The sequence below is a fragment of the Klebsiella sp. CN_Kp113 genome, assembly GCF_040064585.1.
Classification (GTDB): Bacteria; Pseudomonadota; Gammaproteobacteria; order Enterobacterales; family Enterobacteriaceae; genus Klebsiella; species Klebsiella michiganensis.
Window position 1 is genome coordinate 100,209 of the sequence record NZ_JBEAID010000021.1, and the last position, 21,834, is coordinate 122,042.

The window sequence follows — 21,834 nt, forward strand, 5'->3', positions numbered from 1 at the left end:
AAAGAATGTTAACCCATCAAATAATACAAGGTGAAATTGACGAGTTAAAACTAGTTCTGACTGAGAAGGATTTAACGATCCCCTCATTCTGGAGTTGTATCTGGCCTGGCTTGACTTTTATGTTTGGGTTTTTACTTTCATCATATTTTTCATATGGGATAAGTGATTTTTCTACGGGTCTTGATAGAATTTCATCAATGGTTTTTGCGGCAGTTGTGGGCATTTTTTCTATCATTGCAACCGCGAATACCCGCTCACTCTTCCTTTCTTTGCCTGAGTCTTTCAGGAAAAAGTCGTTGTTCTTTGGTTTTTTAGCAAAGAAATGCAGAGTTTATGGAGCAGTTATTTTTACTATATTCCCATGTCTGGCGTTTTTTTCTGCATATAACGGAATTAATGCGGTTGTTTTTATTGTTATTACCGGCTTCAGTCTTTTATTAACACTTATGGTTATGAATATTGACCTTAGTCGTTATCAGTTGGCGACCCTGACGTCTGTTATTGAATCGGTTAGAAATCATGAACGGTGAACTCTTTCCGCGCAGAAAAGTTAGGGGGGTAATCACGCAGATGCAACCTATCAATCATGGTGGTTTATTAACAGGCTAAAAGTTTCTTTTTGTTATTATTGGCTGTCTAGGTTTTAATTGGTTTTTACATCTCGCTTAAAATTCGTATATAGTGAATGCGCATTCCGACATTATAAGAGAATGTGTATTCACTCGTATTGATTATGTCACAAGGATTCAGGATGAAGCTTAATAAAGTCATGGCTGTGATGGTCGTCAGCTCTGCGCTGGTGTTATCTGGATGTAGTGCAATGGGAACCGCTATTAAAAAGAGAAATCTGGAAGTAAAAACCCAGATGAGCGAAACAATCTGGCTGGAACCTTCAAATAATAAGACGGTTTATCTGCAAATCAAAAATACCTCCGATAAGGATATGAGTGGCCTGCAGGCAAAAATTGCCAGCGCCGTCACTTCAAAGGGATATCAGGTCGTCAGTAACCCGGATACGGCGGGCTACTGGATCCAGGCTAATGTGCTCAAGGCCGATAAAATGGACCTTCGTGAGTCTCAGGGCTGGTTAAGCCGGGGTTATGAGGGCGCTGTGACTGGCGCCGCTCTTGGGGCGGGGATCACCGCTTACAACTCCAGTTCCGCGGGAGCAACCCTGGGAGTAGGGCTTGCAGCCGGTCTGGTCGGAATGGCGGCTGACGCGATGGTGGAAGATGTGAACTACACCATGATCACCGATGTTCAGATCGCGGAAAGAACCAAAACACAGGTTCAGACTGATAACGTGGCCGTATTACGTCAGGGAACATCCGGCGCAAAAGTGCAGACAAGTACTGAAACGGGTAATCAACATAAATACCAGACTCGCATCGTCTCTAACGCTAATAAAGTTAACCTCAAGTTCCCTGAAGCCCAGCCTGTTCTTGAAGACCAGCTGGCAAAATCGATCGCTAATATTCTGTAAGCGTTCTATTCCACGGCCCGGGTACTCCGGGCCAGACTGGCATCACCTTTCTGGCGTGTCAGAATTCATTCGTCAAATAATCAGTTAATTCCACATCTAAACGGTGAACAGTTGCGCAATTTATTTGTGCATCTGTGAGGCGTTGCCGCCTTCGGCGGAGTCTTTCGTCTTTATTTGAACAGAGGTTATTTATGACAATATCTGAGCCTGTCAGGTCTCTTAATACACATGAACTGATGCCTGGCGATATTTACCCACATCCTGCAGTGGGGGAAAGTTATTCCCTGTCACATTGCGAGGTCTGTTCTCTCTTCAGTGACCACATCATGTATATCTGCAGCCCGTTAGTTATTCTTCTACTTGTTTTCATCGCAGGTGTCTTTTTCCGAAAATTAATGACGTCTTCCACGGGACGTAAGCGAGACACGGCGTCAGTTATTCCCGATACAAAGCCAGAAGCACAGAGCAAACCGGAATACTTCCATCTTTCCATATGTGTGGAAGGCCCGGCCAGCACGGATGACTCCGCCTTGTCCTCTCTTGCCTCCCGTGTTGTCCGCGAAGCTGAAAATCTGTATATCCCCGGCGTCAATCGCCGCGACAGCGCTGACGACGTGTTTGCCTGGTCCGTGCAGACTCAGTTTCCTTCTGACAGGCTCTTCGGCACACGGATTTTCCCGTCGACCGGCTGGTTTGAACGTCCGGATATGATTAAACCTCCGGTGAAATGCTACTGCGTCTGCCTGCAGTACACGGCTGAAACATTGCCATCCACACTGCATGCCCTGGTCGATGAGGCCGGACGGCAAGTGGCGAAGTCGTATATTAAAGGCGGGCACTGCCCTGGCTCAGAGGGCTATTCCTTCTGCATAACCTCTTAATAGCAATAAGTATCCGGCCTGGTCATCTATGGATCCGGGCATGACTGTAATCCTGTTTTCTGTGCCGGTGTATTTCCGCTGATTAATTTGTCCTTCCGACCCTAATACTTTACTGACGGATTAGTGCCATGAGTTTCAATGCCAAAGATATGACGCAGGGCGGTCAGATCGCCAATATGCGCTTTCGCATGTTTGGTCAGATTGCCAATATTATTTTCTACGTGCTGTTTATTTTATTCTGGGTGCTGTGCGGGCTGATGCTGATGTACCGGCTCAGCTGGCAAACCTTTGTGAACGGCTGCGTATACTGGTGGTGTACGACGCTGGGTCCGATGCGCGATATTATTCGTTCCCAGCCGGTATACACCATTCAGTATTACGGCCAGTCGCTGGAATATACCTCAGAACAAATACTGGCCGATAAATATACTATCTGGTGCGGAGAGCAGCTGTGGACCAGTTTCGTCTTTGCTGCCGTGGTTTCTCTTGTTATCTGTATCGTGACGTTCTTCATCGCCAGCTGGGTGCTGGGCCGCCAGGGGAAACAGCAGAGTGAGGATGAGAATACCGGCGGGCGCCAGCTTTCCGATAAGCCCAAAGAAGTGGCCCGTCAGATGAAGCGTGATGGTATGGCCTCCGATATTAAAATTGGCGATCTGCCTATTCTTAAAAACTCCGAAATCCAGAACTTTTGCCTCCACGGTACCGTAGGTTCCGGTAAATCAGAAGTGATCCGCCGGCTACTGAACTACGTGCGTGCACGTGGCGATATGGCCATCATTTACGATCGCTCCTGTGAGTTCGTCAAAAGCTATTACGACCCGTCACTGGATAAAATCCTCAACCCGCTGGATTCGCGCTGCGCTGCCTGGGATTTGTGGAAAGAGTGCCTGACGCTGCCGGACTTCGACAACATCTCCAACACCCTTATCCCGATGGGCACCAAAGAAGACCCGTTCTGGCAGGGCTCCGGTCGCACTATCTTTGCCGAAGGCGCGTATCTGATGCGCGAAGACGACGATCGCAGCTACGAGAAGCTGGTCGATACCATGCTGTCCATTAAAATCGACAAGCTGCGCGCTTATCTGCAGAACACGCCGGCAGCGAACCTGGTTGAAGAGAAAATTGAGAAAACGGCCATCTCCATTCGTGCCGTGCTGACCAACTACGTCAAGGCTATTCGCTACCTGCAGGGCATCGAGAAGAACGGGGAGCCGTTCACTATTCGGGACTGGATGCGCGGTGTCCGTGAGGACAGACCCAATGGCTGGCTGTTTATCTCCTCCAACGCTGACACCCATGCTTCCCTGAAGCCGGTTATCTCGATGTGGCTGTCAATTGCCATCCGCGGCCTGCTGGCGATGGGGGAGAACCGTAACCGGCGCGTGTGGATATTCGCCGACGAGCTCCCCACGCTGCACAAGCTGCCTGACCTGGTCGAAATCCTCCCTGAGGCGCGTAAATTTGGTGGTTGTTATGTTTTCGGTATTCAGTCCTATGCCCAGCTGGAAGATATCTATGGCGTTAAGCCTGCCGCCACGCTCTTTGACGTAATGAATACCCGGGCCTTCTTCCGTTCACCCAGCAGGGAGATCGCGGAGTTTGCTGCCGGTGAAATTGGCGAGAAGGAAATCCTCAAAGCCAGCGAGCAGTACTCTTACGGTGCTGACCCGGTGCGTGATGGTGTATCGACCGGGAAAGAAAAAGAGCGGGAAACCCTGGTCAGTTACTCCGATATTCAGACGCTGCCGGACCTGTCCTGTTACGTCACGCTGCCCGGACCGTATCCGGCCGTGAAGCTGGCCCTCAAATACAAGCCGCGTCCGAAAATTGCAGAGGGATTTATTCAGCGCCGACTCGATACGCGTGTTGACGCCCGCCTCAGTGCGCTGCTTGAAGCGCGTGAAGCTGAAGGCAGTCTTGCCAGGACGCTTTTTATGCCGGATGCGCCGGCATCCGGGCCCGCTGATACAGACAGTCACGCCGGTGAACAACCTGAGCCGATCAGTCAGCCTGCGCCAGCAGACATGACAGTATCTCCGGCACCGGTAAAAGCGCCGCCGACAACAAAGAGTCCGGCAGCGAAACCTTCCGTCAGAGCAACGGAGCCTCCCGTCCTGCGGGTCACGACCGTACCGTTGATCAAACCAAAAGCAGCCGCAGCGGCCGCTGCTGCCTCAACAGCATCCTCTGCCGTTACCCCTGCTGCAGCTGCAGGCGGGACAGAACAGGAGCTGGCGCAGCAGTCCGCAGAGCAGGGGCCGGACATGCTGCCGGCCGGCATGAACGAGGACGGTGTCATCGAGGATATGCAGGCGTATGACGCCTGGCTGGCAGATGAGCAGACACAGCGGGATATGCAGCGGCGTGAGGAAGTCAATATCAACCACAGCCACCGCCACGATGAGCAGGATGATGTCGAGATTGGGGGGAACTTCTGATGCTTAGTTTCAGCCAGGTTAAATCAGCTGGCAGTGCCGGTAATTACTATACGGACAAGGATAATTACTACGTTATCGGGAGTATGGACGAGCGCTGGCAGGGTAAAGGCGCGGAAGCGCTTGGTCTTGAAGGAAAGGTGGACAAGCAGGTCTTCACGGAGCTTCTGCAGGGAAAACTACCTGATGGCAGCGACCTGACCTGGATACAGGATGGCGTGAATAAACACCGGCCCGGTTACGATCTGACCTTCTCGGCCCCCAAAAGTGTATCGATGCTGGCTATGTTGGGCGGCGATAAGCGTCTTATCGATGCTCATAATCGCGCGGTGACAGTGGCTCTTAACCAGGTGGAGTCCCTTGCCTCCACACGGGTAAAGAGAGATGGCGTTTCTGAAACGGTCCTGACCGGGAATCTGATTATTGCCCGCTTTAACCACGATACATCGCGCGCTCAGGACCCACAGATACACACGCACAGCGTGGTTATCAATGCGACACAGAACGGCGATAAATGGCAGACGCTGGCCAGCGATACCGTCGGTAAAACCGGGTTTTCCGAAAACATACTGGCTAACCGCATCGCTTTGGGAAAGATATACCAGAACTCTCTCAGGGCCGATGTTGAGTCTATGGGTTACAAGACAGTGGATGCGGGTAAGAATGGCATGTGGGAGATGGAGGGCGTGCCGGTTGAGTGGTTTTCCACGCGCAGTCAGGAGCTCCGGGAGGCTGCAGGACCCGATGCCTCCCTGAAGTCCCGGGATGTGGCCGCGCTCGATACCCGCAAGTCGAAAGAAGCCATCGATCCGGCAGAGAAGATGGTGGAGTGGATGAACACGCTGAAGGAGACCGGGTTTGACATCCGGGGGTACCGTGAGGCCGCCGATGCGCGAGCCGCAGAGCTGGCCCGTGCACCTGCCGCGCCGGTGAACACTGACGGTCCGGATATCACGGATGTGGTGACGAAAGCGATTGCCGGTCTCAGCGACCGCAAGGTGCAGTTCACGTATGCCGACCTGCTGGCACGCACGGTCGGCCAGCTGGAGGCGAAGGACGGTGTATTTGAGCTGGCGAGAAAGGGCATCGATGCCGCCATTGAACGGGAGCAGCTTATCCCTCTCGATCGCGAGAAAGGGCTGTTCACCTCAAACATCCACGTTCTCGATGAACTCGCCGTCAAAGCCCTGAGTCAGGAGGTGCAGCGCCAGAATCATGTCTCCGTCACGCCCGATGCGTCTGTGGTGCGCCAGGTCCCTTTCAGCGATGCCGTCAGCGTGCTGGCGCAGGATCGCCCGGTCATGGGTATCGTTTCCGGTCAGGGCGGTGCAACCGGCCAGCGGGAGCGGGTGGCCGAGTTAACCCTGATGGCCCGGGAGCAGGGGCGTGACGTCCATATCCTGGCGGCCGATAACCGCTCACGTGATTTTCTCGCCGGTGATGTGCGTCTGGCCGGGGAAACGGTGACCGGTAAATCCGCCCTGCAGGACGGGACGGCGTTTATTCCGGGCGGAACACTCATCGTGGATCAGGCGGAGAAGCTGAGCCTGAAGGAAACGATTTCCCTGCTCGATGGCGCGATGCGCCATAACGTGCAGGTCCTGCTCTCCGACAGCGGGAAGCGCAGCGGGACCGGCAGTGCGCTGACGGTGCTGAAGGACAGCGGCGTGAATACGTATCGCTGGCAGGGGGGCCATCAGACCACAGCCGACATCATCAGTGAACCGGATAAAGGAGCACGCTACAGCCGGCTGGCACAGGAGTTTGCCTTCAGCGTGCGTGAAGGGCAGGAAAGCGTGGCCCAAATCAGCGGGACGCGTGAACAGAGCGTACTCAACGGCCTCATCCGAGACTCCCTCAGACAGGAGGGGGGGCTGGGTGAGAAAGACACGACCATTACAGCCCTGACGCCGGTGTGGCTGGACAGCAAAAGCCGGGGCGTGCGGGATTATTACCGGGAGGGGATGGTGATGGAACGCTGGGATCCGGAGACCCGGACGCACGATCGCTTTGTCATTGACCGGGTGACCGCGAGCAGCAATATGCTGACCCTGAAAGACCGGGACGGGGTCCGTCTGGATCTGAAGGTTTCCGCGGTCGACAGCCAGTGGACGCTGTTCCGGGCAGAGACACTGCCGGTGGCAGAGGGGGAACGTCTGGCGGTGCTCGGCAATATACCGGACACACGCCTTAAGGGCGGGGAGAGCGTCACAGTGATGAAAGTGGAGGACGGGCAGCTGACGGTACAGCGGCCGGGGCAGAAAACCACGCAGACCCTGGCCGTGGGGGCGGGCGTGTTTGACGGTATTAAAGTCGGCCACGGCTGGGTGGAAAGTCCCGGCAGGTCGGTTAGCGAGACGGCAACGGTCTTTGCGTCGGTGACGCAGCGTGAGCTGGATAACGCCACCCTCAACCAGCTGGCGCAGAGCGGAAGTCACCTCCGGCTGTACTCGGCGCAGGATGCGGCGCGCACGACGGAGAAGCTGTCGCGGCATACCGCGTTCAGCGTGGTCTCAGAGCAGCTGAAGGCCCGATCCGGCGAGACGGACCTGGATGCGGCCATTGCGCAGCAGAAGGCCGGGCTGCATACCCCGGCAGAACAGGCCATTCACCTGGCCATCCCGCTGCTTGAGAGCCAGGACCTGACCTTCTCCCGGCCCCAGCTGCTGGCGACGGCAATGGAAACCGGGGGCGGGAAGGTTTCGATGGCGGACATCGAAACGACCATCCAGGCACAAATCAGGTCGGGGCAGTTGCTGAATGTACCGGTGGCGCCCGGGCGTGGCAATGACCTGCTGATATCCCGTCAGGCCTGGGACGCCGAAAAAAGCATCCTGACCCGGGTGCTGGAAGGTAAAGACGCGGTGGCCCCCCTGATGGACCGCGTGCCGGACAGTCTGATGACGGACCTGACCGCCGGACAGCGGGCGGCGACCCGGATGATTCTGGAGAGCACGGACCGGTTCACGGTGGTTCAGGGGTATGCCGGGGTGGGGAAAACCACCCAGTTCCGGGCAGTCATGAGTGTCATCAGTCTGCTGCCGGAAGAGACCCGCCCGCGCGTCATCGGTCTGGCACCGACGCATCGCGCGGTCGGGGAAATGCAGAGTGCCGGCGTGGATGCGCGCACGACGGCGTCGTTCCTCCACGACACGCAGCTGCTGCAGCGCAATGGGCAGACACCCGATTTCAGCAACACCCTGTTCCTGCTCGACGAGAGCTCGATGGTGGGGCTGGCCGATATGGCAAAAGCCCACTCCCTCATCGCCGCCGGCGGTGGACGGGCGGTGCCCAGCGGGGATACCGACCAGCTGCCGCCCATCGCGTCGGGCCAGCCGTTCAGGCTGACGCAGCAGCGCAGCGCCGCCGACGTTGCCATCATGAAAGAGATTGTGCGCCAGGTGCCTGAGCTGCGACCGGCGGTCTACAGCCTGATTGAGCGGGATGTGCACCGCGCCCTGACCACCATCGAGCAGGTCACGCCGGAGCAGGTGCCGAGAAAAGAAGGCGCCTGGGCGCCGGGCAGTTCTGTGGTGGAATTCACGCCAAAGCAGGAAAAGGCGATAGAAAAGGCGCTGAGCGAGGGGAAAAACCTGCCGGAAGGTCAGCCCGCGACGCTCTACGAGGCGCTGGTGAAGGACTATACCGGACGGACCCCGGAGGCACAGTCGCAGACGCTGGTGATCACCCATCTGAATAAGGACCGGCGGGCGCTGAACAGTCTGATCCATGACGCACGGCGGGAGAACGGGGAAACCGGCAAAGAGGAAATCACCCTGCCGGTGCTGGTCACGAGTAACATCCGTGACGGTGAACTGCGCAAACTGTCGACCTGGACGGCTCACAAGGAGGCGGTGGCGCTGGTTGATAACGTATACCACCGTATCAGCAAAGTGGATAAGGATAATCAGCTGATCACCCTGACAGACAGTGAAGGAAAGGAGCGATATATCTCACCCCGGGAGGCATCGGCAGAAGGCGTCACGCTCTATCGTCAGGAAAAGATCACCGTGTCTCAGGGGGACCGAATGCGCTTCAGCAAAAGTGACCCGGAGCGCGGCTATGTGGCCAACAGTATCTGGGAGGTGCAGTCTGTTTCGGGTGACAGTGTCACGCTGTCTGATGGCAAACTCACCCGCACGCTGACTCCGAAGGCGGAGCAGGCACAGCAGCATATCGACCTCGCCTACGCTATCACCGCCCACGGCGCCCAGGGGGCCAGCGAACCGTATGCCATCGCGCTGGAAGGGGTGGCCGGTGGCCGGGAACAGATGGCCAGCTTTGAGTCTGCCTATGTGGCGTTATCCCGCATGAAACAGCATGTTCAGGTCTACACCGACAACCGTGAGGGCTGGATAAAGGCCATCCAGCATTCACCTGAGAAAGCGACGGCGCACGATATTCTTGAACCCCGTAACGACCGGGCGGTGAAAACCGCCGATCTGCTGTTCGGGCGGGCAAGGCCACTGGATGAAACCGCCGCGGGCCGGGCAGCCCTGCAGCAGTCCGGTCTGGCACATGGAAGTTCTCCGGGAAAATTCATTTCTCCGGGGAAAAAGTACCCTCAGCCGCATGTGGCGCTGCCGGCATTTGATAAAAACGGGAAAGCCGCCGGTATCTGGCTCAGCCCGCTGACCGATCGGGACGGACGGCTGGAGGCCATCGGCGGAGAGGGACGGATTATGGGCAATGACGCCGCCCGGTTCGTGGCGCTGCAGAACAGCCGCAATGGTGAAAGCCTGCTGGCCGGGAATATGGGAGAGGGGGTCAGAATGGCCCGCGATAATCCCGATACCGGGGTGGTGGTGCGGCTGGCCGGTGATGACCGCCCCTGGAATCCCGGGGCCATGACCGGCGGGCGGATATGGGCTGATCCGGCGCCGGTGGCTCCGGTACCGCAGGCCGGGGCTGACATTATCCTCCCGCCAGAGGTTCTGGCGCAGCGGGCGGCAGAAGAGCAGCAGCGCCGGGAAATGGAAAAACAGGCGGAACAGACTGCCCGGGAAGTGGCCGGTGAGGCGCGTAAAGCCGGCGAGCCGGTGGACCGGGTGAAAGAGGTTATCGGGGACGTCATCCGCGGACTGGAGCGTGACCGGCCGGGCACGGAGAAAGCGACGCTACCGGATGATCCTCAGTTCCGGCGCCAGGAGGCGGCGATTCAGCAGGTAGCTTCAGAAAGTCTGCAGCGTGAGCGTCTGCAGGCTGTGGAGCGGGACATGGTTCGTGACCTGAACCGCGAGAAAACCCTCGGGGGCGACTGACGCGCCTGCGGCTTGTCTGCCCCGGCAGGGCCTCCGGTTAACACCGGGAACCCTGCCGGGGCGCGGTAAAAAGAGAGAAGGATACAGAGATGACAGCACACACAATGGGTTTCAGAGCCGCTGACCGCTGGCTGCAGGCATTACTGACCTGGACACCGGGTCAGACGGATATGATTAAAACGGTGGCCCTGGTCCTGATGGTCACCGACCATGCCGGGTTACTGCTGGCACACAATAACGAGATAATGCGGCTTCTGGGACGCGGTTGTTTTCCGCTGTTCGGTCTGGCATGGGGAATGAATCTGGCCCGGCACGCGGAAATACGCCAGTCGCAGCTGAACAGCCTGTGGGTCTGGGCGCTGGTCGCCCAGGTGTCGTTTATGCTCATCGGGTACCCGTGGTATACCGGGAATATTCTGTTTGCCTTTGCCGTCACGGGCCAGGTCCTGCGGTGGGTCAGCCAGCCGTCCTGGTATTACACCCTCCCGGCGGCTGGACTGCTGGTCGCCTGGATACCCCTGTCAACCGGCAGCTATGGCATGGCCGGAGTGGGCATGCTCACCGCCAGCTGGCTGCTTTGTCGCGCACAGCATACACCGGAACGGCTGGGATACGGGGTGCTGTGGGCCCTCATGGTGTTGCTGATGAATATGAATGACGTGAGTGAATCAGTGGCCGGGCTGGCGATTGCGCTGCTGACGCTGATGGTGTGCTCATCTGCCGGAGAACGTGTAAAACGCTTCTGGCCACGGCAGTTCTTCGTGATGTTCTATGCGGTGCACCTGGCGGTACTGGGTATTGTCATCTCGATGTAAAAAAAACCGGACACAGGTCCGGGGGAGGGCACATTGCCCGTAAGCGTGACAAAGGGGACATCATCGTTGTGTCCACTGCATTGTGAGGTGAAACGATGATACCGTTAGCGTATCGTATACCTCAGACCTGTAGCTTTTATTGATATGGCCCCTTATGAGTGAAGAAAAACGCCCTGTACTGAGCCTGAAAAGAAAACCGGCGGAGAACAGTACGACCTCCGCAGAGGCGACCCCTGCTCCTGGTGTGGTGCGCCGAAAGAAGGTCGTGGTGGTCTCGTCCCCGCCGGCCTGGAAGGCAAAGAAAGCGAAACTTGAGAAGGTTAAACAAGCGGCCGAAGCCGCCACGCGCAACGCTGCGCCGGTGCCGGTTAAAGCGGTAAAGACGCCCCCTCCGGTGCGTTATCTTCGCCTGCTGCCGCCGGAACAGGCCATTATGACCCTCAAGGCATTCTGGCCACAGCTGTTCGACGGAAACTCACCCCGTCTGCTGGCAACGGGCATGCGCGAACAGTTGTTTGCCGACATTGTGAACCGCGACCTGCCGCTGTCGCATAAACAGGTGATTAAGTGCCTGAAGAGTCTGACGCGGTCGGCGGGGTATCTGTCCCGGATGCGGGAAGGTGCCTCCCGCTATGATCTGCAGGGGAATGTGGTGGCTACGGTCACTGCTGATGAAGCGCACTACGCGAGTGAGCGCATGATGAGAGAGCTGTTACGCGCTGAACGGAAGATGAGTCAGACCGTTTAATTCATTTCCTGCCACAATAATATTCATCGTTCTACAACCTCTCCGCTAAAGACTTAACGGCTTTAGCGGTCGATCTTATTTTATCCATACTTAACTTGTTAAAGGAATAAAAATGAAATTCAAATTCGGATTGTATTTTCTGCTCCAGTTTATTTCGGTTGTCGCTTTTAATACCTGTTTTGCTCAGCATAATGCGCCGGAAAAAACGTTTTCCGTCACCCAGGAAAAAAGAATTGGAGAAATCGCGGCGAATTATCTGCGTGCTCATCCTGAAATACTTATTCAGATGAGCGAGACACTTCAGCAGGAGCAGGAAGCGAAACAGACTCGCGGCCTTAAATCCGCTGCACTGGAACAACAGGGAAATATTCTGGGTAATAAAAATATCCCCTCCTGGGGGCCCGGGGACGGAAAGGTGATGGTGGTTGAATTCTTTGACTACCAGTGCATCTGGTGCAGCCGGTTCGCGCCAGAGCTGGAGAAGGTCATCAGGAAAAACCAGGATGTGCGCTACTTCTTTATGGAGTGGCCGGTCTTCGGGAGCCGATGGCCGGTTTCATTGCTGGCAGCCAAAACCGGTCTGCTGGTCTGGAAAGAAAAGGGGGCGGAGGCTTATCTGACATACCATAATGGTATTTATGCGACCGGATTAAATGAAGGCAGGCTGACCAAAGAGACCGTCACGGAAACATCAGGTGATATTCAGTTCAGACAGGATACCATTGATGAAGTTAATACCACGCTGAAAAATATTAATGACATCGCCACGGCAACGGGATTAACCGGTACGCCGAGTATTATTGTGATGCCGGTGAAGGGCGCGACGGAAGAAAACACCACGGTATTTTCAGGGATGACGGAGTCGGAAAGTCTTCAGGCTGCCATAAATAAGGCCCGTCAATAACGTCTCCTTTTACATCTGTCTTATTAAAGGACTGAAATTATGTTCAGATATTTTATTTTGCGTATTGAGCAGCAATTATTCTGTTATTTGTACGGGGGCATGCTGGCGCTGTTTCTGATACTCCTGTCTCCGTCTTTTTTCACAGGAGGGGGGCTGCTTCTGGTGATGCTGTCAGTTGCGTTGTTCTGGGGCGGTCTGTCCCTCTATACGCGGCATACTGACCGGATGAGAAAGCCTGACGTTTCTCCACTCGTCAGTGTCCGGGATGGTATCCAGGTTGTGGCCATGCTGCCGCGGCATGAGAAAGCGCGGATTGAATGGGACATTCTGCAGGACGACGAGGTATACCGCCGGCAGATCCAGGAGTTGATTAACCTGACGGTGCGGGTTGTCAGTCGGGGGATTATTTATGCACCTGCGGTGATACTGGCAGGTGTGGGGGGGCTTGCCTGGGGATTTCCGCAGGACGCTGCCCGGTTGTTCACCGCTCTGCGGGAGATACCGGTCACAGACCTTGTGCATCAGACCGGTTTTGTCCTGCGCTACGTTCTGCTGATTTCCGCCATATCGGTTCTGATTGCTGACCTGGTCGCCGGTCAGGGACTGCCAAATGCCTTCCGGCGGGCGTTACTGGATCGAATGCCGGCTGCGGCCTGGTGCATCAGAAGAGGGACAGAGCGATGAAGAAGGGGGGAAGCAGGCATGTCGGGAATGGTCTGGCCGCAAGGGAAGAAACGGCATGGCAAAGATATTAATGATGACAGGCAGTGCCGTGATTGTGCTGAGTCTGCTGGGATTTCTGGCGATGCTTCTGAAAGGACGGGCAGCAGTGAAGACATCTCCGGTCCTGAGGTCACTGAAAGCCCTGGGTATTCGCCCCTCAGAGGCTGAGCAACGGTTGTGTCGCCAGCGGGTCTGGGTGGGTAATGACACACTGATGACGCCACGGGAACAACATTTTTTCCGGGCATTACTGAGGCATACCAGCCGAAAGCGCTGGCTGTTGTGTCCTCAGGTCCGGGTGGCAGATATTGCCACACTCTCTCCCCATATCCGGCCACGGTCCCGGACCTGGTGGCAACTCTTCCGGATGGCCTCTCAGTGGCACTGTGACGTGGTCATCGTTGACATCCATACCTTCGCTATCATCGGCGCAGTTGAACTGGATGATGCCTCACACCTGAAAAAACACCGTATCCGGCGCGATATTCTGCTGGAAGAGGTTCTGAGGCAGGCCGGTATTCCACTACTACGCGATCGGGATTCAGAGAGGCTGGTAAGAAGGGTCGGAGAGTTTCTGAAATACCGCGGAGCCGATGCAGCCGAAAAATCCATAACCGCTATGAATTCAACGGCAGAGCATACTGAACGCAAGGAGAATGAAAAATGATTATCGCCGCCGAAGTGAAACGTGATGAACAGGGGTACTGGACACATCCTGCGCTGGCACGAAGTGGCTGTGAAACTTCCGCAGAATTAAGCTACTGGCTCAGAACCAATAAACTTCAGTGCTTTGTGATGACAATGCGCGATGAAGCGCCTGAAGCTTTCGCTGCCGGATTTACTGATGAAGCCCCGGATGCCCGTGGCTGGATACCGGAACCGCCGGATGATGATGGCTGGTTTCTGGGCTCTGTCCACGATACCGGCGACGGACCCGTCTGCTACTGGTTTAGGCATACCACAAAATCCTGACGCCTCCGCATGGCGTCGTTGTCCAACCCCGTGAACGGGGAAAAGCCAGTTTCCCCCGCTCCCGGCGTTTCTTAAACACCCGTTAAGGAAATACTGTGAAAAAAATTAACCGTACACTCCGCAAATGTTGTCTGTCCGGGCTAATCAGCCTGGCTTTGTGTGCACCTGTTCCGGCCGTGTATGCCGCCAGCATCGAGACGGGATATTCTCCGGAAGGAACGGCTCTGCAGCTGGTCCTGAAGACTATTGATTCAGCGCAGCAGGAAATCCGGCTGATGGGGTATTCCTTTACCTCACCTGAAGTCGCCAGCGCGCTTGTCAGGGCAAAGCGGCGTGGCGTCGATGTGAAAGTGGTTCTGGACTGGAAAGCCAATACCGGCAAGCAAAACCAGGCGAGCCTGGCGGCCATGAATCTTCTGGTCAATGCCGGCATCCCGGTTCGCACAGTGTCGCAGTACAAAATCATGCACGATAAAGTCATCATTGCCGATGGCCGCAATATTGAAGTCGGGTCTTTTAACTACACCCGCGCCGCTGATCGGGTCAATTCAGAGAACGTGCTTGTTGTGTGGGATGATCCTGTCCTGGCTCAACGCTATCAAGACCCTGCCGTTCTGCCGTAAGCTGATGGCGAAAGCCGAAGGCTTCACGTCCCGTTTTGATTTTTCCATTCATGTGGCGTTTTTGCGTTCGCTGGGTAAGCGGCACAGGATGCCGCCACTGTTGCGCCGGCGTGCAATTGACGCGCTACTGCAGGCAATGTGTTTTCACTATGATCCACTGGCCAATCGCGTGCAGCGCTCGATTACCAATATGGCCATCGAGTGTGGACTGGCCACCGAGTCCAGGAGCGGCAACCTGTCGGTCAGCCGTGCCACCCGGGCTCTGAAGTTTCTGGCCGAGCTGGGGCTCATCACCTATCAGACTGAATATGACCCGCAGATCGGCTGTAACATCCCGACCGATATCACCTTCACCCCGGCTCTGTTTTCCGCGCTTGACGTTTCTGAGGTTGCTGTGGTGGCCGCGCGCCGCAGCCGTGTGGAGTGGGAAAACCTGCAGCGCAAAAAGCAGCAACTGAAACCGCTGGAGATGGACGAGCTGATCGCAAAAGCGTGGCGGTTTGTGCGTGAGCGTTTTCGCAGCTATCAGGCTGAGCGTAAATCTCACGGCCGGAAGCGGGATACTGCACGGCGGGATGCATCACGGCAGCGTCATGACATCGAGACGCGCGTGCGTCAGCAACTGACCCGCGAATACGCCACCGGCCGCTTCAGGGGCGATAAAGAAGCGCTGAAGCTTGAGGTTGAGCGCCGTGTGCAGGAGCGCATGCTGCTGTCGCGCGGGAACAACTACACGCGACTGGCCACTGTCCCCCTATAACATTCCTTCCTTAAAAAATCCGGCCGGCGCCGGAGGCTTTCGCACGCCTGTTGGCCGGCTACTACGTATTATCTTATCTTCAGGCCTACATTTCTCACCATAATTCCGGTCTTCCTGGCGTCAACATGGCCATAAATGTTATCGCCGGCGTCACTTCTGACGGCCGATTTCTGTTATCCACATATAACTGCAAGGGAGTATTTCATTAGGCTACAACCGTGATACGCACAAAGCACATGCCGTCGGACTTTCAGGGCGCGTGGTTCCTTTTAAACACCAACTCTGTATCTCTTTTAAAGATCCTTTAATAAATCCTGTAAACACATAACCTGTTCATCGCCTGCCCTGTGGACAGGCTGCGGAGAATGCCCGCCCTTGCAGCGACCTGACGGTCGCGCCGGTTCGGCAACATCAGAGAGAGCTCCCATCGCTTCGCAACGGGCCCCGGCCGGAGAATTAAATTAGTTACAGCATTCAAAAGGAAAATCATCATAAAACCAGCGCCGGTTTGCCGGCCAGGTGCCCCTCCCCACCACTGAAAAGCGCCGCCGCCCCCGGCCGAAGGCCGGGAGTAGTGTCGCTTTTAATGATGGGTGTTGTAACTACTCTTTTTCATCGCTGTAAGGGGAGCTGCGGTCAGTTGTTTGGTACACGCTCGTAAGCGGGGTCTGAGGTCCAACCATGCGAAAAACCACGTTAAGAAAGCAACCTTCTGAAAAGGCGACGTTTATCAGTTTTTTTTCCGGCCATAAAGGGGGCGGAAATTATTCCCTGCACGGGTATTCGCAAGGATTTCGGTAGTGCTCTGGCTCTGCCCCCCATAACCTGGCGGACAGAGCATGATTGGGAAAGCGGTACCCTCACGGCAGAAACGATTGACGCAGGCTATATTTCTATTATTCTGGAAATATAGATAAAGGAGGTATTATGGATTTAAACACTGCTGCAAACGCACTTCGAGAACTGGGCCACCCGACACGTCTCAGCATATACCGGGAGCTGGTCAGGGCGGGTCATGAAGGCCTGCCGGTTGGCGAACTGCAGAAGCACCTTGAGATTCCTGCCTCCACGCTCAGCCATCATCTTTCAGCGCTGATATCCGCTGGACTCATAAGCCAGGAACGGCAGAGTCGTACCCTGTTCTGCAGGCCCTGCTATGCGCAGCTTGAGCAATTGATGGCCTTTCTGACAGAAGAATGCTGCGCAGGCGGCAGCTGCAGTCTGTCACCCGCAAAGACTCCCGAAGAGACCCCATTGTGAACAACCTGACTGATGCCCTGAAAAATATCGATCCGGCCCTCCTGGACGCGCCGCTGACGGAAGATAAGCTGAAGGCCAGAGAGATAACGCATCCGCCCCGCATCCTGATGCTCTACGGCTCGCTGCGGGCGCGCTCTTACAGCCGGCTGACAACGGAAGAAGGTGCCCGGCTGCTGACGGCCATGGGCGCGGAGGTGAAAATTTTCAACCCGTCCGGCCTGCCACTGCCCGATGATGCGCCGGAGACGCACCCGAAAGTGGCTGAGCTGCGGGAGCTGGTTCTCTGGTCGGAAGGCATGGTCTGGTGCTCTCCGGAGCGTCACGGGGCCATGACCGGCATCATGAAGGCCCAGATTGACTGGATACCGCTGACGTCAGGCGCGGTCCGCCCGTCACAGGGAAAAACCCTGGCCGTCATGCAGGTCAGCGGCGGCTCACAGTCGTTCAACGCTGTAAATCAGATGCGTATTCTTGGACGCTGGATGCGGATGATCACCATCCCGAATCAGTCATCCGTGGCAAAAGCCTGGGCCGAGTTTGATGAGGATGGCCGCATGAAGCCTTCTTCGTATTATGACCGCATAGTGGACGTCATGGAGGAACTGATGAAGTTCACCCTGCTGACGCGCGGTCGCAGTGATTATCTCACCGACCGCTACAGCGAAAGGAAAGAGAGTGCCGCGCAGCTTTCTGAGCGGGTCAACCAGCGCAGCATATAAAAAAGCCGGCAGATGCCGGCTTTTTCCACACTGTTATGCCCGCAGCCTGGTAAAAAATCAGTGGCTGACGCGGTTCCCGTGCTCATCAATGACGGCTTCGCCGTCCTCTTTGGTAAACGCGCCCTGCTGCGGGTCCGGCAGTATGTCCAGAACCACTTCGGAGGGACGGCACAGCTTCGTGCCGAGCGGTGTCACTACCACCGGGCGATTAATGAGGATCGGATGAGCCAGCATGGCATCGAGCAGTTCGTCATTGCTGAAGCGGTCTTCTGCCAGGCCGAGCTGTTCGTACGGTTCGGTATTTTTGCGCAGCAGGTCGCGCACGCCGATGCCCATATCCGCAATCAGCTTCTTCAGCTCATCGCGTGACGGCGGCGTTTCCAGATACAGAATAACCGTGGGTTCGGCGCCGCTGTTACGGATAAGCGCCAGGGTATTGCGGGATGTCCCGCAGGCCGGGTTGTGGTAAATGGTAATGTCAGTCATAAGCGGTACTCCGTAAAGGGGCTGCACGGGCGCAGCCCCGGGGTTAAAGTTAAACAGACAGGCGCAGGGCCAGCGCGGCCAGCGTGACAAAAAGCACCGGCAGGGTCATCACGATGCCCACGCGGAAGTAATAGCCCCAGCTGATGGTGATGTTTTTCTGTGCCAGCACGTGCAGCCACAGCAGGGTTGCGAGGCTGCCGATAGGGGTTATTTTCGGGCCGAGGTCACAGCCGATGACGTTGGCGTAAATCATCGCCTGCTTCACCACGCCCTGTGCGCTACTACCGTCAATCGACAACGCGCCAACCAGCACGGTGGGCATGTTGTTCATGACGGACGAGAGTGCCGCCGTCAGGAAGCCGGTGCCGAGCGTTGCGCCCCATACGCCGTGCTCTGCAAACCGGTTCAGGGCGGCGGAAAGGTAATCAGTCAGTCCGGCGTTACGCAGTCCGTATACCACCAGATACATGCCCAGCGAAAAGATAACGATCTGCCAGGGCGCGCCTTTCAGCACCCTGCCGGCGTCAATCACGTGTCCTTTGCGGGCAACCAGCCAGAGAATAAACGCCGCCACCGCCGCCACCAGGCTGACCGGCACGCCGAGCGGCTCCAGAGCAAAAAAGCCAACCAGCAGAAGAACCAAAACCACCCAGCCAGCCTTAAAGGTTCGTGCATCCCGGATGGCTTCCCGCGGTGCCTTCAGCTTCGCCAGGTCATAGGTGACCGGGATGTCCCTGCGGAAAAAGAGATGAAGCATCACCAGCGTGGCCGCAATGGAGGCAATGTTCACCGGCACCATGACGGATGCGTACTCGCTGAAGCCCAGCGTAAAGAAGTCAGCCGTTACGATGTTCACCAGGTTCGATACGATGAGCGGCAGGCTGGAGGTGTCAGCGATAAAGCCCGCTGCCATCACAAACGCCAGCGTGGAGCCGGGAGTGAATCCCAGCGCCAGCAGCATGGCAATAACGATCGGCGTCAGAATTAGCGCGGCTCCGTCATTGGCAAACAGCGCCGCCACTGCGGCACCCAGCAGAACGATATACGTGAACAGCAGCCGGCCCCTGCCGCCTCCCCAGCGGGAAACGTGCAGCGCGGCCCACTCAAAAAAGCCGGACTCATCGAGCAGCAGGCTGATAATGATGACCGCAATGAACGTGCCCGTGGCGTTCCAGACAATCTGCCAGACCACCGGAATATCACCGATGTGCACCACGCCGGTCAGCAGCGCCAGCGCCGCACCGATGACGGCACTCCAGCCAATGCTCAGCCCCTTCGGCTGCCAGATGACCAGTACCAGCGTCAGGATGAAAATCGCACCTGCCAGAAACATACCCGCTCCTATTGAATACAAATGCCTGTTAAACCGGACTGATAAATTTTCGATGCGTAATATATTCGATAATCCAGATATATACCGGTAAATTTTTAAATGCAGACAGGCTTGCCGTTGGTGGTGGCGTTATCGCGTTCAGCCTGCCGGCTGAGCTGGCGGATATCATCCCGCTGGCAGAGATAAGCCTGTTCGATAACCGCCGCTGCCCACGCCGGCATATGAGGCGACAGACGATAGTGGATCCATTTTCCGTCCCGCCGGTCGGTAAGCAGCCCGTTTTCTCTCAGCAGAGCCAGATGCCGTGAGATTTTGGGCTGAGTTTCTTTCAGCACGGACGTAAGTTCACAGACGCAGAGCTCCCCTTTTTCGCGTAGCAGCAGCACGAGGCTGAGTCGGGTTTCGTCGGAAAGGCTTTTAAAAAGCTGCAGGGGGGACACGGGTGGCATGGTGACTCCTTATTGTGACTGACCTGAGTGTACCTGTGAAACTTTCTCCGTCAAATTTATATTCACTTAATCATATGTATGTGCGAACGCCGGACGAGCCTGAGCATGCAGAAGGACTTTCCGTCCGGATGCGCCTGACCGGCATTCCATGAACAGCGTTTTTGCCCTGCGCGTTGACCCCGTTAACAATTCGTGTAGAGTAAAAAGCGCTTTTTGCCGTGGTTCATCTGCCCGGCGGGCATTTGTGGCCGGTACTGAACGTCTGTTCATCCGGTCTTTCTGATTACCCGCGCTGCTCTGTCAGCCGTGAAGGAGTGATAAACACCACCATGCGTCTTACGCCACCCTGAGTCGTACCCCTCCTCTGTCGCACTGAATAAACTTCGGCGCGCACTCAAAAACATCCCGTCTGCGGATGTGCTTTTTCGTACGTAAAATTTTTGCCCTCACGGGCTGACCGTAATCAAAAACTGAGAAATGACTATGCTGCTGTCCTCGACGCGTAAGGACTGGCTGGGTAACGTCCGTGGTGACGTCCTTGCCGGTATTGTGGTCGCGCTCGCGCTTATTCCCGAAGCGATCGCCTTTTCCATCATCGCCGGAGTCGACCCGCAGGTCGGGCTCTACTCTGCGTTCTGTATTCCCCTGGTTATGGCCTTCCTCGGCGGCCGTCCGGCAATGATATCGTCCGCCACCGGTGCGATGGCGCTGCTGCTGATCACGCTTGTAAAAGACCACGGCCTGCAGTATCTGCTGGCGGCCTCGGCGCTGACCGGCGTACTGCAGCTGGCGGCCGGCTACCTGAAGCTGGGCAGCCTGATGCGCTACGTCTCCCGCTCGGTGGTCACCGGTTTCGTGAACGCGCTGGCCATCCTGATATTTATGGCGCAGCTGCCGGAGCTGACCAACGTCACCTGGCACGTTTATGCCCTGACCGCTGCGGGCCTGGGCATCATTTATCTCTTCCCGTATCTGAACAAAACCATTCCCTCGCCGCTGGTCTGCATCATCGTGCTGACCGCCATTTCCATGTGGCTGCACCTGGACGTGCGCACCGTGGGTGACATGGGCAAACTGCCGGACAGCCTGCCGGTGTTTCTGATCCCGGATATCCCGCTTAACCTCGACACGCTGATGATTATTCTGCCGTACTCGGCAGGACTTGCCGTGGTGGGGCTGCTGGAGTCGATGATGACCGCCACCATCGTGGACGACATGACCGACACGCCGAGCGATAAAAACCGCGAGTGCAAGGCGCAGGGCGTGGCCAACATCTGCACCTCCTTTATCGGCGGCATGGCGGGCTGCGCGATGATTGGCCAGTCGGTGATCAACGTCAAATCGGGCGGGCGCGGGCGGCTTTCCACGCTCACCGCCGGCGTGGTGCTGCTGCTGATGGTGGTGTTCCTGCGCGACTGGGTGTCCCGGATACCCATGGCGGCTCTGGTGGCGGTGATGATCATGGTCTCCATCGGCACCTTCTCCTGGCGCTCCATCAGCAACCTGCGCAGCCATCCGCTGTCAACCAGCGTGGTGATGCTGGCCACCGTGGTGGTGGTGGTGGCGACCGATAACCTGGCGTTTGGCGTGCTCACCGGCGTGCTGATTGCCTCGCTGAACTTCGCCACCAAGGTCGCCCGCTTTATGGCGGTCTCCTCTGAGCTGAAGGACGACACCCGCACCTATACCGTAGCCGGCCAGGTATTCTTTGCCTCATCCGATCGCTTTATGAGCCACTTCGACTTCCGTGAAGCGGTGGAGCGCGTGGTGATTGACGTAACGCACGCCCACTTCTGGGATATCACCTCCGTGAGCGCGCTGGACCGGGTGGTTATCAAGTTCCGTCGCGAAGGCACGGAAGTGGAGATCAAGGGTATGAATGACGCGACCCGCACCCTCGTTGACCGCTTCGGAGTGCATGACAAGCCTGAAGAAGTGGAAAAGCTGATGGGTGGCCATTAATTTACTGGAGAAAGCAT

At 56.4% G+C, this 21,834-nt stretch carries 18 protein-coding genes and 1 pseudogene; 16 read left to right on the plus strand and 3 right to left on the minus strand.

Annotated elements, in window-relative coordinates; genetic code table 11:
- Positions 1-5: 5 nt before the first annotated feature.
- The 15 genes and pseudogenes from ABLV30_RS13650 to arsH all read left to right on the plus strand — a co-directional run bounded on the left by ABLV30_RS13650 (position 6) and on the right by arsH (position 17,587).
- On the plus strand, positions 6-530 hold the full coding sequence (locus ABLV30_RS13650; RefSeq protein ID WP_117146741.1) for a hypothetical protein: 525 nt from the start codon (positions 6-8) through the stop codon (positions 528-530).
- A gap of 221 nt (positions 531-751) precedes the next feature.
- Positions 752-1,483: a conjugal transfer complement resistance protein TraT gene (traT, locus tag ABLV30_RS13655; protein ID WP_032329926.1), complete on the plus strand. Its 732-nt coding sequence runs from the start codon at positions 752-754 to the stop codon at positions 1,481-1,483.
- Positions 1,484-1,674: 191 nt separating this feature from the next.
- The gene (locus tag ABLV30_RS13660; protein WP_196565414.1) at positions 1,675-2,364 is read left to right on the plus strand and encodes a hypothetical protein; all 690 of its coding nucleotides are present in this window, start codon (positions 1,675-1,677) and stop codon (positions 2,362-2,364) included.
- A gap of 128 nt (positions 2,365-2,492) precedes the next feature.
- A complete protein-coding gene (gene traD / locus ABLV30_RS13665) occupies positions 2,493-4,805 on the plus strand; it encodes a type IV conjugative transfer system coupling protein TraD (protein ID WP_264868813.1) in 2,313 nt (770 codons plus the stop codon).
- Complete coding sequence (gene traI / locus ABLV30_RS13670; protein ID WP_285925558.1) at positions 4,805-10,063, plus strand: conjugative transfer relaxase/helicase TraI; 5,259 nt, start codon at positions 4,805-4,807, stop codon at positions 10,061-10,063. Before traD ends, traI begins: the two co-directional genes overlap by 1 nt.
- Positions 10,064-10,152: 89 nt before the next feature.
- Positions 10,153-10,878: a type-F conjugative transfer system pilin acetylase TraX gene (gene traX, locus ABLV30_RS13675; RefSeq protein ID WP_115655629.1), complete on the plus strand. Its 726-nt coding sequence runs from the start codon at positions 10,153-10,155 to the stop codon at positions 10,876-10,878.
- 154 nt (positions 10,879-11,032) lie between these two features.
- Positions 11,033-11,626: a fertility inhibition protein FinO gene (locus ABLV30_RS13680; RefSeq protein WP_126065539.1), complete on the plus strand. Its 594-nt coding sequence runs from the start codon at positions 11,033-11,035 to the stop codon at positions 11,624-11,626.
- A 112-nt stretch (positions 11,627-11,738) separates the two neighbouring features.
- Positions 11,739-12,530 carry a DsbA family protein gene (locus ABLV30_RS13685; RefSeq protein ID WP_279843389.1) on the plus strand — a complete coding sequence of 264 codons (792 nt, stop codon included), beginning with the start codon at positions 11,739-11,741 and terminating at the stop codon, positions 12,528-12,530.
- Positions 12,531-12,569: 39 nt separating this feature from the next.
- Entirely contained in the window at positions 12,570-13,214 is a 645-nt protein-coding gene (locus ABLV30_RS13690) for a hypothetical protein (RefSeq protein ID WP_155007954.1), read from the plus strand.
- A 55-nt stretch (positions 13,215-13,269) separates the two neighbouring features.
- Positions 13,270-13,920 (plus strand): DUF2726 domain-containing protein, encoded by a 651-nt coding sequence (locus ABLV30_RS13695; protein ID WP_196565426.1) that lies wholly within the window; start codon positions 13,270-13,272, stop codon positions 13,918-13,920.
- Positions 13,917-14,225, plus strand: a complete 309-nt coding sequence (locus tag ABLV30_RS13700; protein ID WP_196565413.1) for a hypothetical protein — start codon at positions 13,917-13,919, stop codon at positions 14,223-14,225. Before ABLV30_RS13695 ends, ABLV30_RS13700 begins: the two co-directional genes overlap by 4 nt.
- Positions 14,226-14,329: 104 nt before the next feature.
- The gene (locus ABLV30_RS13705) at positions 14,330-14,848 is read left to right on the plus strand and encodes a phospholipase D family protein (RefSeq protein WP_348865608.1); all 519 of its coding nucleotides are present in this window, start codon (positions 14,330-14,332) and stop codon (positions 14,846-14,848) included.
- Positions 14,826-15,608: pseudogene (repA, locus tag ABLV30_RS13710) on the plus strand (incFII family plasmid replication initiator RepA); the annotation flags it as partial. The gene ABLV30_RS13705 and the pseudogene repA, both read left to right, overlap by 23 nt.
- Positions 15,609-16,535: 927 nt before the next feature.
- Entirely contained in the window at positions 16,536-16,868 is a 333-nt protein-coding gene (locus tag ABLV30_RS13715; RefSeq protein WP_001549890.1) for a metalloregulator ArsR/SmtB family transcription factor, read from the plus strand.
- A gap of 5 nt (positions 16,869-16,873) precedes the next feature.
- Complete coding sequence (gene arsH, locus ABLV30_RS13720) at positions 16,874-17,587, plus strand: arsenical resistance protein ArsH (RefSeq protein ID WP_025801347.1); 714 nt, start codon at positions 16,874-16,876, stop codon at positions 17,585-17,587.
- Between the two features lie 57 nt (positions 17,588-17,644).
- On the opposite strand, the gene arsC is transcribed toward arsH, so the two are convergent.
- The 3 genes from arsC to ABLV30_RS13735 all read right to left on the minus strand — a co-directional run bounded on the left by arsC (position 17,645) and on the right by ABLV30_RS13735 (position 19,855).
- Positions 17,645-18,073, minus strand: coding sequence for a glutaredoxin-dependent arsenate reductase (arsC, locus tag ABLV30_RS13725; protein WP_001549888.1), 429 nt, complete (start codon positions 18,071-18,073; stop codon positions 17,645-17,647).
- A gap of 49 nt (positions 18,074-18,122) precedes the next feature.
- Complete coding sequence (locus tag ABLV30_RS13730; RefSeq protein WP_001549887.1) at positions 18,123-19,406, minus strand: arsenic transporter; 1,284 nt, start codon at positions 19,404-19,406, stop codon at positions 18,123-18,125.
- Between the two features lie 95 nt (positions 19,407-19,501).
- A complete protein-coding gene (locus ABLV30_RS13735) occupies positions 19,502-19,855 on the minus strand; it encodes a metalloregulator ArsR/SmtB family transcription factor (protein WP_001549886.1) in 354 nt (117 codons plus the stop codon).
- A gap of 483 nt (positions 19,856-20,338) precedes the next feature.
- Between ABLV30_RS13735 and ABLV30_RS13740 the strand changes: the two genes are divergently transcribed.
- Positions 20,339-21,817 carry a SulP family inorganic anion transporter gene (locus tag ABLV30_RS13740; protein WP_001549885.1) on the plus strand — a complete coding sequence of 493 codons (1,479 nt, stop codon included), beginning with the start codon at positions 20,339-20,341 and terminating at the stop codon, positions 21,815-21,817.
- Positions 21,818-21,834 lie beyond the last annotated feature (17 nt).